Raw genomic sequence first — 12,954 nt, 5'->3', positions numbered from 1 at the left:
CAGGCAAAAATACTAAAGGCCCGGACCATAATGAAGCGAATCCAAAATATTATCGCTTAAGCGAAAAATGCCCTTTGATTTCCCTGTTTGTTTCATCAACGGCATGAAACCAATAGTCTCCGGAAGGCAATGGTCTTCCTGCAAAATTACCGTCCCAGCCTTCTGAATTCTGGGAAATCTCTTTTAAAAATTTTCCATAGCGATCAAAAATCCGGATGCTTTGCAGTACTATGGCCTCTGAATTGGGTGGCTGGATGAATTGCCAAAAATCGTTTATGTTGTCTCCATTCGGGGTAAAGAACTTTGGGAAACCTTCCACTGTCAAATCTTGGATGAACGCTTTCTGTACCACACCGCAACCGTTTTTGTCACGCACATAGAAGATGTGGGTGCCCGGCACCACATTTTCGAAAACGTTACTGTCCTGATAGGGGCCATCCTCGTTGTCGATTGCATATTCATAGTTCCCATTTCCCGTGGCTTCCACGGTGATCTGCAGCTCCACGCCATCACTTCGTGCCCGCAAGCGTTGTATAGTGGCTATTTCAGAAGAGACCACATTGAATATTTGGGTGCTGGGGCATTCTATTATGTCACCTGACTGAGATACCAAATTGTAGGCTTCGTATCTGTAGGTGCCATTTTCCAAAATTGATATTGAATTGCTTTCCGAGAGCAAGGTCTCGTTACCAAATTGGTCTACTTCATACCACCTATATCCATCTGCCAAATCTGAAGAAGAGATTAGGAAAGGTGCCTCACCTTCACAAAAAGACAATGATTCTGGAAAGTCTATCTCGGGATTTAGAGTGACAAATTCCCCAGTGGCCAAATCCAGATAGGGCCCACATCCCAGCAATGTGGAAAAGTTCTCCTGTCTACAGCCTATAGCTTCACCTGATTCATTAAAGGGAACTATAGTGGCAAAAAAGGTGCGATTGGGTTCAAAGTTCAGGACCAATGTTGAATTGGTAAAAAAGGTTGCATTGTCCAAAACGTCCGCACGATCTGGTGCCGATCCTATTGTAACACGATATCCCGTTGCTCCTGGAACCGAATTCCACTCAAGAAATGGGGTTAATGGTACATTGATGGCCCCATTTATCGGGTTGGTGAGATTGGTACAACCTGGTAATGCTGCCAACTCACCTGTTGTGAATTCAGTACTCGAGCAGCTTCCGGCAGGGCCATTTTCGTTGTAGGGTGTAACTGTGGAATAAAGGGTTGTATTTTCAGGTAATTGCCCAGGGGGTGTAAAGGCTAAAATGTTGCCAGTATCTGTTTGCGGAAGCACATCGCCTCCCCCAGGAGTAGTTCCAATTGAAAGAAGATAACCCGTGGCCGTAGGGGCATAAAACCATGAAATGTTTGTAAAGACACTCACATTGGTGGCGCCATCCTGTGGGTTTCTTATGGTTGTGCATCCTGGGGGCGTGGTAACATCCTCAGTTGTAAAAGTTTGACTGGGGCACACAATATCTGTACTACCCTGAAACAAAAAATCCAAAATTATCGTTACGTAAAGTTGTCTGTTTTCAGGAAGTCCCAATGGTGGTGTATAGGATGTTGAATTTCCAACGGATTGTTCAAGAATTTCTGCTCCTCCTGGCGTAGTACCGATTCGGATACGATACCCGGGGATACCAGCGACCGATTCCCATGAGATTGTAGCATTCACCGGCACATTGGTAGCACCATTGGATGGGCTTAACAAGTCCGGGCATTCTTGGGCACCAATAATCCCACAAAGGCCAAAAGCCGATATGATGAGCAATTTTTTTAACATTTGAAAGAATTCAAACATCATAATTTACAAAATAATCCTCTAACTGATTATCGCTTCAAGCTGAAATGCCCTTTAAATAGTCTACCGTCCTCCAATGTCACTTGAAACCAATAATCAGAGGCGGGTAAAAGGTTATTGTTGTACATTCCATTCCAACCTTCTGTTTTAGGGCTTATTTGAGCCAAAAGTTTGCCATACCTGTCAAATATTTGGATAACACTTTCGGATTGAAACTGATCATCGGCACCCTTTATCTGCCAAAAATCGTTTATACTGTCACCGTTGGGCGTAAAGAATTTGGGATATCCGATGACCGAGATCAATTCCCTTGAGATGCCACATCCATTTTTATCACGAACCGAAACCGTGACGAATCCCGGCTGCACATTTTGAAAAATTGAAGTGTCTTGATAGTCGCTGCCATCCAAGGCATATTCATAGGACCCATCTCCCGAGACAAAGATTTCAACCACATTGTTTTCAGAAATATCCTGTACATCGACGTTCTCTATCAATGCTCTATTGGAGGGTTTCACCTCGAAACTATCGGAGTTGAAACATTCAAGTATTCCATCTGGGGTATTGTATTGGTATCCAACTTCCAACAGGTATTCCCCTACTTCCTCAACCAGGTATGTGGGTTGACCGCCAACGGGAGTCAAACTTGTACCATCAACCCGGTACCATCTATAAATATCATAACCCAACGGAGCATCAATGGATATGGGCGACCCATCCGTGCACCAAATTAGTTCCTCCTGAAAATCTAAAAGAGGTGTTGGATTTACTATCAGGTTCAACCTGTCCACATCCTCACATTGGTTGTTCATCTCCACTCGGGCATATAGGGTCGTTGAGGCGGTCATTAGCATGCCTGACACGGGATTCTGTTCCCGATTGGCATCTTCCAGGGAAGTGTAAAGGGTCGCATCCCGGTTTGCATAGTCCGTACTTAGAATGGCATCCAGGTCGAAACTGGCTTCCAAAAAAGCATCTTCCGCAATTGCATCACAGGCATAGTAGGTTTTTTCGTCATCGGTTAGCGACACGGAAAGTACCTGAAGTTCTAATTCATCCACATCTTCGCACCCATTGGCGTCGACGATTTTATAATACAGTGTCTGGTTGAAAGGTTGAGTATTCAAATAATCGGTGGGATCATTGATATGATTGTCCACATTCGCATCTACCAGGGATTCATAGAAAAAGTAGCTAAATGAGGTATCAAATATGACTTGATTCAAATTGAAAGTGGTAAGACCATCAGAAACATTGGTCGCGGCCGCATCGCATTGGATCAATGAAATGGGTTGCGCATTGGGCAGAGGGTTGACCGATATGAAAGCCTCACCGATTATGGGACATTCGTTGGGGTCATTGGAGATTATTTCCAAGGTGTAGTGTCCGGAATCAGTAGGGCTGGCAGGATTTATGGTGAATGAATTCCCAACTACGGGCAAGGATGTTCCATCTTTCTCCCAGATATATGTGGCATTGGGCACGTTGTCGCCTTCCAAAGTGAAGGATTCCCCATCGCAAATGGACAAGGAGCTGCTGGTTGTACCATCAGGGTACCTTACCAGGCCTATTTTATTAAAGAAAGATTGAATAAAAGGAGGAAGTCCTTGCGTACCATTTCTACCGCCCAAATAAACGGCATTGTGGACATAATTTGCTGCATTTCCTGGATCATTGGGATTCTCTATGACCCCCAAATATGGGCTTCCTTGCAAATAACTTTCCGCAATGGTACGGTATATTTTGCCATTCGGACCCATTTGTAACGCTCCACGAAACAAGGGTCTTCGGTCCAATTCTACCTCGGAATTGGAAATATTCGGTGCGGTGAGATCGTATTGCAGTAGCGAAGTGGAAGGAGCTTCCGGTTGATCAGGAGCCTGCACCCCTGAAGACAAAACATACAGAAATTGCTGATTGACCGAGAATTCAATCCCGTAGGATATCCAGTTGGTATTGGTAGTGGTAATGGCCCGCTGGTTGGAAATCATCCCTGTTGCTGCATCAAAATCGTACAAATAAAGCCCACCTATCATATTGGCGCTGGCCAAAATGGTGCCATCGGGAGAGAATTTTAAGTATCCACGGGGATCTTGGATCTGGAGACTGGGAAAAGTACTGACCACAGGAAATGGATTTACCCCGGCATCGTTCACCTCATAAGCGTAGAAGGTATTGAATCGTGTGGGGTCGCCAGCCGGAGGCCCCAAGGTGACCACCCAAATGGATTTGTCAAAGCAGTCTTTCAACACTGCCGATATTTTTTCGGAACAATCTGCCAGTAGATTGATGTTTTTTTGTGTAACCGCTCCATTGCCATTGTTCAGTGTAAGGTCGACAACTGAATAATTGAAACCCCGATCAGGATCTTCCTCGAACACTTTGGTATCCACGGTAAAGACGTAGAGTATATTGGGGTCATCTGGTTTTTGAACCACAATGGCGGACTGTGTGCTGGATGGATCTCCGAAAAGCCCTGTTCCATTGGGCATGATATTATGATTGCGATCATAAATGATGATTCCGTCCGTATAGAGCACTAGATTGCCCGAAGCATCCGAAATGGAAGTACAGCCTTCAAAGGTATTCAGCCTCCCATCGGTCAATGGGGTCACCGAGCCGTCCGCATTGAAACGGATGCCGGCATTATTTCCGAAATACCAATTGGAGGTCTCGTCCTGTCCAATGGAGTTAAGGCAGAATAAAAGAGATACCAGCAGAAAAAAGTGGTGTCGAAAAAACATTCATCCTCATTATAGCATCTTACAAGATACTACAAATCACGCTTTTTCAATAAAGCATAGGATAAATAGATGAAAAGTGCGGTCCAAAAGATGACGATCAAAAACTCGTACCAATAGGTGTGGTAATCGAATCGAAAGTTCTCCCCAATCTGGTCACCAATATTCTGTACCGCCGATAGACGGGAACCTGGCTCTTTAATGAGGTTCATCATGGATTCCAACGGAAAAAAGTCCTTTACGCGTTTGGCCGCTGGCCAGCTCATGAACTTCCAGCCTAAAATGCCAAATACGGCCTGCTCCAAAATGGTCCATAAGATCAAGAAACCAAGGGCAAATGCAGACCGTTTTATTAACATGCCCAAGAACAGACAAAAAGAAAAGAACCCAACAAGTTTCACAAAAAAAGCAGGCAAAAACTCCAGGTCGGAAAAGATGATGGAGATTTCATTATAATCTGAATAAATCAACCCTAGAATAAGGGAGGTTATAAAAACAAACACTGTGGAAATAAAGGCAAAGGAAATAACAGTCAGGAATTTGGAGAGGATGAACTCTTTTTTGGACAGCCCATCGATCAAATTTTGTTTGATGGTTTTATTGCTATACTCATTGGCCATCATGGACACGATAACAATGGCCAGGAACAATTTGAAAATGGCAGCCACCCAGGTGTTGAAATGCCAGATGTACGGAAAGTTAAAGATACCCTGATCGGCCAGGTGGAATTGCACCGGGCCAATGTCAAATTTTATCGCTGCTATCAAGGCAATGGAGGTGAGCAACACAAAATAGGAGGTTATCAAGACCTTGCTTGCCCGGTTGTTCCAAAGTTTGATGAATTCTATCTGTAGTAAGCGTACCATTCGTTTTTTGATTAGTTGTTCTTGGTCAGGGTCAAAAATTGTTCTTCCAGACTTTCTTTGCGTTTTACCAAATGAGAGAGTACCATTCCTTGATCAAACAGCATTTTGTTGAGTTCTTCTGCGTCCATTTCCTCCTTTAAGAAAGCTGTCAATGTGCCATTCTCGCGGGTGATTTTCCCAAAACTTGCATTTTTTTCCAAAAGTGCCTGTAGTTTTTCCATGTCTACGGTGCGCAGTTCAAAAAAGCCATGGCTTGCCATCATGCCGCCTACGGGACCCGAGTACAATTTTTCTCCTTTTCTTAGGATGACCACATGGGAACACACTTTTTCAACCTCGTCCAACAAATGGGAGGCCAATAAAATGGTAGTTCCTTCGCCGGCAATTTTTTTAATGATCTCCCGTATTTGATGGATGCCTTGCGGGTCCAATCCGTTTGTGGGTTCATCGAGAATCAAGATTTCGGGGTCGTTCAGTAGTGCGGAGGCAATGGCCAAACGCTGTTTCATTCCCAGGGAATAGGTCTTGAACTTGCTGTTGCGACGTTCCCAAAGTCCGACCAATTCCAGCTTTTCCTGGATTCTCGTTTCTGGCACTTCTTTGATTTTGCACACCAGCTTCAAGTTTTGGATCGCTGTCATGTAGGGATAAAAATTGGGTCGTTCAATAATGGCCCCTACTTTTTTGAGCGCTTCGTGGGTCGTGGTATTTCCGTCGAACCACGAAAAATCCCCAGCCGTTCTGTTCACCACGTTCAGAATAATGCCCAGGGTGGTGGACTTACCACTGCCGTTGGGTCCCAAAATGCCATACACATTGCCTTTTTCTATGGTAAACGACAGGTCCTTGACGGCCGTGATGTAGCCGAATTTTTTTGTTAGATTGGTTACGGTCAGTATTGTTTGCAAGACGGAATCGTTTTTCGATTTGTTTATAGTAACTTGACGAGGTCAAAGGAAATTTGTTACAAAATAGCGAAAGAATGTCCGAGGAAAAACTGATGTCGAAGAAAAAACCGGCGTTTCCCATCAACAAAAAGTTGGATGGTTATCTAGAGCGGTACAACCGGAAAATAGAGATTCCCATCTTTTACGATGACCTGTTACGCTTTTCAGGCTCCGTGGTTGTCTATGACAATGAGGGGAACGACACCCTTTGGGTGCGGGTCTATTATTCTGATTTTGACCGGGCGGAAATAGATATGAGCCTGAAGAAAGTCTATTCCATACTGCATTCCGACGGTAGTACTCGCATTTTGGACTATTTGAATATTGATGCCGTGGATTTTTGCACTTTTGGCAACTCAAAGCCATTCCGCATCAAGGTAAGGAACATCCTCAATGACAATTACACCCATTTTTACATAAAAAAAACGGATGCCTCTCGGGTTTATGGCCTCGAATTGGAACACATGCTGTCCCCCTACAACCTGAACTTTTTATTGTACAAGGACACGTTGATAGAAGAGCATATTGCGGGCATCCCCGGCGATGTGTTCATCAAGGACATCTTACCTAAATGCTCCAAGTCCGAGCAGGCCCAATTGGCCAAGGAGTTCGTAAAGTTCAATGAGCGCTGCATGATTCGGTTATTGGGCGATATGAGATCCTATAATTATGTGATTGTGCCCGTGCACGATTTTGACCACGTGGTCTACCGAATAAGGGCCATTGATTTTGACCAGCAATGCTTTGAAGGAAAGTTCAAAGTATACCTGCCCCAATTTTTTAAGGAGAATTTTAAAATGGTAGATCTGGTGGGGCAGAGGCTCCAGCAATATTCCGTAGATCAATATAAAATAGAGGAAAGGTCCATAGTTGCCAAGCGTATCATCAGTTCTGGAAACAGGATCAAACGGTTGATAAACTGCGTGAAAATGGATAAAATATCCCTGCCTGAAAATGTAGAACGGCTAAAAACCGAGCTTCACGACTTCACGATGGATGTGGAATTCAAAAAATGCAAGAATATGGGCCAGATTCTGGCCACTGCTCTGGATTTCGTGAAAAGAAATTACCAAGATGTAAGCATGAAACAGATTATTGAGAAGAAATTCTAGCTTTTCTGCTCCTTGTTGAAATAGACCAAATAGTAATACATCTGTCGCTCTTCGTCCCAACCCTTTTCCACAAATTTCTGCGCTGATTCCGGGTTGATAAAATCCATTTTTATTTGGATGTTGGTGTCCAGATTGATGACATTCTTTATTTTTTTTCGGGTATCGGAAACCGCCTTGTTGGAAATATCAAAGTTGGAAACATCCTCAATGCTGTATTTTGGGCCTTTCTCAACCTTGTAGTGTTTAAACTCAGGGATCAAATCCGGATTTTCCATGACCTCGTTCAAGAAGGAGGACTCCTCAAACGCATCGTTTTTAGCAAAATGATTCACGGCCCTGTTCATGAAGAGCACTTCCTGTTGTTTATCTTCCGCAGGCAACACCACATCCTTGGCAAAATTTTGGCAGAACTTGAGATAGTTCTTGGTGTAAAAATTTTCATCGGCCAAAGGAACAAGGCCCAAAAAATCTTCCAACCAATATTTGGCATCGTATCGATTACTGTCCACGGAAAGCACCTTGTAACCCTCTTCCTGGCTTACATTGAGCACCAGACATCCCTTATCCAGTTTATTGGTATTGATTCCCTGACGAATATAAACATCGAGGTTTTGGTCTTTTTCACCAAATTGAAGGAAATCGTGCTTCAATTCACTTTTGAAAATACCGACAGCTTCCGTTTTTTGGTTATCCAACACAACATCTGAAAAATGGGCTATAAATACCTCTCCGCTTTTGATATGGGGATGGTTGGATTGCTCGAACAGATGTGTGGTTATTTTTTTGGATTGTGTGTGTGTATCCCGGGGATTGCTGAAAATCTTCGAAATGGCATTAAATACCTCGTTGAATTCCAAATCCGCTTCATGCGAAAACCGGAAATAATTTTCTTCCTTTTCCCTAAAAGGCCTAAAAAAGTATTCCTTGAGGAGCCCCGCCATTTCATCGTTCAGGGTATAGGGCTCCACGGATAAAAAGGCTGTTTCGTTCTTGCTTTTGTTCCCCACACGGTGCAGGGATATGTTTTCGATTTGGGCATTATAGAAGTTCAGCATAAGGGTGAAGGGTTAAAGGGCAAATGGGTTTTAGTTCCAGTTTTCGTCAAAGTCAAAATCATCATAATTGTCCAGTGGATCCTCAAATTCCATATTGGGCTTGGATTCAAATGTTTTCTCTGGGGGTGAATCTGGCAACTCCCCAAAACTGAACAAAAGGTTGGGATAAGCCCTTCCATCCTCTTTTTCAATAATATCGGCCAACTCCACAAAAAAGGTCCACATGCTGAAAAAATCGTACACATAAATCAGTTTAGGGCTGTTCTCCGAAAGTACGTCCTCCAAAAACGTCTCATTCATTAGTCGGATATCCGAACCGTTTTCCCCCATGTCGAAAAGTGCAATCTCCTCATCTTGGTTCCATTCTTCGTCACAGGTATAAAAAGAAGCCATTTCACCTCCTTCAAATCCAAATGCCTGGGTAATGGCATCGTGAAATTCCTCCAAAGTATTACTGTCCTCAATTTCGATATCCCTAAAAATATCTTCCTCGGCATCCAGGATAATCCTGACTTTATAAATCATCGAAAAAAATTAAAGTGGCACAAATTTACGACAATTCGCCATTATTTGGTGAACCTGTGCAAGGTAAAGGTAGTGGCGGCCAACAGAAAAAATGCACCGATTTGATGGGCCACGCCCAACCATAGCGGAACAGCATAAATCAAGGTCAACACGCCCAGCAAGAACTGCAAAAGAACCAAAATCAAAATGGATTGAATCCCTTTTTCCTGCCAGGATGTCCTGCCTGTCTTTCTTGTTTTATACCATATGGCAAGCATAAATGCGACAACAATATAGGCCAGATAGCGGTGTACAAACTGTACCCCACTTCTTCCTTCAATGAAGTTTTTAAGCAAAGGATGCTGCTCAATATAAACTGTTTCATGCATCAATTTTCCCTCGCTCATCATCGGCCAATCGTTGTGAATGAAGCCTGCGTCCAGCCCTGCCACGAAGGCGCCCCAAACTATCTGTATCAAAAGTACGGCCAACGCCACCCGGATAAGGTTCCGAATTCCAGTATGTACTTCTTTTTTCGTTGGAAAAATCAAGTCTAGGGCAACCCAAAGGCTGTACGCAAAAGTGATGAATGCCGTGGTCAAATGTGCGGCCAGGCGATAATGGGATACATCGGGGAGGTCCACAAGACCACTTTTCACCATATACCAACCCAAAAATCCTTGAAATGCCCCTAAAAAAAGTAGTAGCAAACATTTTTTTACCGTGGCCCGGTCCAATTTCTTGGTCCATAGAAAGAACAGAAAGGGAACAATGAACACTATACCGATGAACCTGCCAATGACCCGATGCAGCCACTCCCAAAAATAGATTTGTTTAAAATCCTCCAAATCAAAATGGTAGTTGAGCTTCTGGTACTCAGGGTATTGTTTGTAAAGGTCAAAAGCCGCCTGCCATTCCAGTTCGTTCATCGGGGGAATTGTTCCCTGTATCAATTTATAGTCCGAAATGGAAAGCCCCGAGTGCGTCAACCGTGTGATGCCACCCACCAGTACCATAATAAAAATAAGAGCGCATCCCGTTAATAACCAATATATTACGTATTTGTTCCGCTTCATTCTGAATGGGCCTTTAAATTCATTTCCTTTCCTTTTTTCAGCATAAATTGATAGGCGGCCCCATGCTCATTGGGAATCTCACCTTCCAAAATGGCCTCCTTGATGGCCTCTTTTATGATGCCTATTTCCTTGGACGGTTTTAGGTTGAAGGTTGCCATGATTTCCTCACCGGAAACGGGAGGTTGGAAGTTGCGAATGTGGTCCCGTTCCTCGACCTCAACAATTTTCTGCCGAACAAGTTGAAAGTTGTTTCTATATCTCTTTTGTTTTCGTGGATTTTTGGTCGTGATATCCGCTTCACAAAGAGTCATGAGCTCGTCGACATGTTGACCAGCATCAAATACCAGGCGTCTTACCGCGGAATCGGTCACATGCTCTTCTGCCAGGATGATGGGCCGTGAACTCATCAACACCATTTTTTGGACAAACTTCATCTTGTCGTTCAAGGGCATTTTGAGCCTTTTGAAGAGTTTGTAAACCATTTTGGCACCCACAAATTCATGCGCATGGAAGGTCCACCCGATTTTTTTGTGGAATTTTTTGGTCGGGGCCTTTCCAATGTCGTGCAACAGGGCCGCCCAGCGCAACCAAAGGTTATCGGTGGTCTGGGCAATGTTGTCCACCACTTCCAGTGTATGCCAAAAATTGTCCTTGTGGCGTTGCCCTTCTATTTCCTCGATACCCTGAAGTGCTTTAAGCTCCGGCAGTACTAAAGGCAAAAGTTCGGTTTGGTGCATCAAAGCAAAGCCTACGGAAGGCTTGGGGCTCATCAGTATTTTGTGGAGTTCGTCCACGATACGTTCTTTGGAAACGATTTTCAGACGGTCTTTGTGTTGGGCGATCGCTTTTAGGGAGGGCAATGCAATATGGAAATCCAGTTGAGTTGCAAACCTTATGGCCCGCATCATACGCAGGGGGTCATCGGAGTATGTGATGCCGGGTTCCAATGGTGTGCGAATGATTTTTTTGTCCAAATCGCCCATGCCATCAAAAGGGTCCAAAAGAGCGCCAAAGTTTTTTGGGTTTAGTGCAAGTGCCATTGCATTTATGGTGAAATCACGGCGGTTTTGGTCATCCTCCAGTGTGCCATCCTCAACAATGGGTTTTCTGCTGTCCCGGTGATAGCTTTCTTTTCTGGCCCCCACAAATTCCAGTTCCATGCCCTCATATTTGATCATGGCCGTTCCAAAATTTTTGAATACCGTCACCTCAGGTTTGCCCTTCAGTTTGGAGGCCACGTGTTTGGCCAGTTGAATTCCACTTCCAATGGCAACAAAATCGATATCGGTTGGGGTATCCCTTTTTAAGAAATGATCACGCACAAAACCACCGATCACATAGGCATCCACTTCTAGCTCCTCAGCGGTTTTTCCAATTGTCTCAAAAATGGGGTTTTGTATGGCTTCTTTATGGAATTCCTGCGTCATTTCACTCCCGGATTACCCTAACCTGCCCGTCGTTGCCCAATTTTATGATCGAGGAGGGAGAAGGGTTGTTGCTTTCGTCCGGCAAATTTACCACATAGTCCACTCCTTTTAAAATTTTGGGGTCAATCTCTTTGAAGTTTCCTGGGGTGGGTTGACCAGAAATGTTGGCTGATGTGGACACAATGGGTTTGCCAAATTTGTTGATGAGGTATTGGCAAAATTTATCCGAGGCCACCCTTATGGCCAGGGTATTGTCCGAGGCAATCAGGTTGGGGGCGATACCCAATGGTTCATCAAAAACAATGGTGGTAGGTTTGGTGGCCAAATCCATGATGTCATAGGCCACTTCGGGAACGTGTTTTACATGGCGCTCCAGCATGGCTTGATTGGACACAAGACAGATTAAGGCCTTGCTATCTTCCCGTTGTTTTAGGGCATATACTTTTTTAACGGCCTCGGGGTCCGTGGCATCACAGCCAATGCCCCAAACCGTGTCGGTGGGGTATAATATGAGGTTTCCTTTTTTGAGCTCCCTTATGCAATTGTTGATTTCCTCTATCAAGATCAGTATACTTTTAGTTGAAAGTAATCAGAAAGGGCCAACCACTGGGTGCGGTTCTTGTCCTCTTTGATGTTTGTTTTTTTTAATGATGTTTTTTGAGATCCCCAAATAGGGATTGGTTCCTTATCGTTGTTTTCGGTTTGTTTGGAAAGCGTTCCGTTTAACAGGGTCATGGCTTTGAACCATAGGTCATCCGCTTTTGGTGCTAGCTGCATGAACAGTTCCCGGTCAAATACTTTATCATCCATTACCCATGGGGGATATAATGTACCTCCAGCTCCGATAGGTAACGTGGCTTTGGGATTCTCGCACTTTCTTGATTTGGACTCCCATAGGCTATAAGGCAGCAAATCCCCTGATTTGGAATGGGAAATACAGCGAGTCTGATTGGCCATGACACAATTGGGATTTTTAAGATGGGATTCGTAAAGTTTGGAGAGCCAATCCGTTTGATACATCATGTCATCGTCGCATGTGACAATTATCTTCTCTGGATGAATTCTTAGCGGTTCTACCAACTTTCTATGGGAACTGGAATAATCTGTATATCTAATTTCGAAAAAATCTCCCTGTAAATCTTCAAGCTTTTTGGGAATATCGGTTTGCAAATCCTTATGGAGCCATAAAACTATTTTTTCTGGCAGCACGTCTTGATTCAAAATACTCCGTATGGTCAAATGCACAATTCCCAATCTTGATGGTATGGATGCCAAGGATACAATTACCGGAATATGCTTTTTGTCACGAACTAAACTGTTTTGGGATGTTATTGTTAGCTTGAATTGCTCAAAAAGCGAAATGGGTATTTCTTTTACCTTCATATAAGGATTTTGTTATTGCAAAATTAAGGATATGGGATA

The 12,954-nt window shown here is 43.8% G+C and carries 11 protein-coding genes; 1 reads left to right on the top strand and 10 read right to left on the bottom strand.

Going from position 1 to position 12,954, the window contains the following annotated elements:
- Positions 1-49: 49 nt before the first annotated feature.
- Genes K7G75_RS13115 through K7G75_RS13100 form a run of 4 tightly spaced genes read right to left on the bottom strand, consistent with a single transcriptional unit; the run spans position 50 to position 6,319 of the window.
- On the bottom strand, positions 50-1,786 hold the full coding sequence (locus K7G75_RS13115; protein WP_222984692.1) for a T9SS type B sorting domain-containing protein: 1,737 nt from the start codon (positions 1,784-1,786) through the stop codon (positions 50-52).
- Between the two features lie 47 nt (positions 1,787-1,833).
- On the bottom strand, positions 1,834-4,548 hold the full coding sequence (locus K7G75_RS13110) for a T9SS type B sorting domain-containing protein (RefSeq protein WP_222984691.1): 2,715 nt from the start codon (positions 4,546-4,548) through the stop codon (positions 1,834-1,836).
- Between the two features lie 29 nt (positions 4,549-4,577).
- Entirely contained in the window at positions 4,578-5,411 is an 834-nt protein-coding gene (locus K7G75_RS13105) for an ABC transporter permease (RefSeq protein ID WP_222984690.1), read from the bottom strand.
- Between the two features lie 11 nt (positions 5,412-5,422).
- Positions 5,423-6,319, bottom strand: a complete 897-nt coding sequence (locus tag K7G75_RS13100; protein WP_222984689.1) for an ABC transporter ATP-binding protein — start codon at positions 6,317-6,319, stop codon at positions 5,423-5,425.
- A gap of 74 nt (positions 6,320-6,393) precedes the next feature.
- On the opposite strand from K7G75_RS13100, the gene K7G75_RS13095 reads away from it, so the two are divergent.
- Positions 6,394-7,470, top strand: coding sequence for a hypothetical protein (locus K7G75_RS13095; protein ID WP_222984688.1), 1,077 nt, complete (start codon positions 6,394-6,396; stop codon positions 7,468-7,470).
- On the opposite strand, the gene K7G75_RS13090 is transcribed toward K7G75_RS13095, so the two are convergent.
- The 6 genes from K7G75_RS13090 to K7G75_RS13065 are packed head-to-tail and all read right to left on the bottom strand — an operon-like array spanning position 7,467 to position 12,915.
- The gene (locus K7G75_RS13090) at positions 7,467-8,525 is read right to left on the bottom strand and encodes a nucleoid-associated protein (RefSeq protein WP_222984687.1); all 1,059 of its coding nucleotides are present in this window, start codon (positions 8,523-8,525) and stop codon (positions 7,467-7,469) included. The genes K7G75_RS13095 and K7G75_RS13090 overlap by 4 nt on opposite strands.
- 30 nt (positions 8,526-8,555) lie before the next feature.
- A complete protein-coding gene (locus K7G75_RS13085; RefSeq protein WP_222984686.1) occupies positions 8,556-9,050 on the bottom strand; it encodes an IS1096 element passenger TnpR family protein in 495 nt (164 codons plus the stop codon).
- A 41-nt stretch (positions 9,051-9,091) separates the two neighbouring features.
- A complete protein-coding gene (locus K7G75_RS13080) occupies positions 9,092-10,105 on the bottom strand; it encodes a COX15/CtaA family protein (RefSeq protein ID WP_222984685.1) in 1,014 nt (337 codons plus the stop codon).
- On the bottom strand, positions 10,102-11,532 hold the full coding sequence (locus K7G75_RS13075) for a CCA tRNA nucleotidyltransferase (protein WP_222984684.1): 1,431 nt from the start codon (positions 11,530-11,532) through the stop codon (positions 10,102-10,104). The genes K7G75_RS13080 and K7G75_RS13075 overlap by 4 nt, the downstream gene beginning before the upstream one ends.
- 1 nt (position 11,533) lies before the next feature.
- The gene (locus K7G75_RS13070) at positions 11,534-12,094 is read right to left on the bottom strand and encodes an L-threonylcarbamoyladenylate synthase (protein ID WP_222984683.1); all 561 of its coding nucleotides are present in this window, start codon (positions 12,092-12,094) and stop codon (positions 11,534-11,536) included.
- 2 nt (positions 12,095-12,096) lie between these two features.
- On the bottom strand, positions 12,097-12,915 hold the full coding sequence (locus K7G75_RS13065; RefSeq protein WP_222984682.1) for a glycosyltransferase family A protein: 819 nt from the start codon (positions 12,913-12,915) through the stop codon (positions 12,097-12,099).
- Between the last annotated feature and the right edge of the window lie 39 nt (positions 12,916-12,954).

The organism is Flagellimonas meishanensis, assembly GCF_019880545.1.
In the GTDB taxonomy this organism is placed as follows: Bacteria; Bacteroidota; Bacteroidia; order Flavobacteriales; family Flavobacteriaceae; genus Flagellimonas; species Flagellimonas meishanensis.
This window is presented reverse-complemented; position numbering and strand designations above follow the sequence as displayed.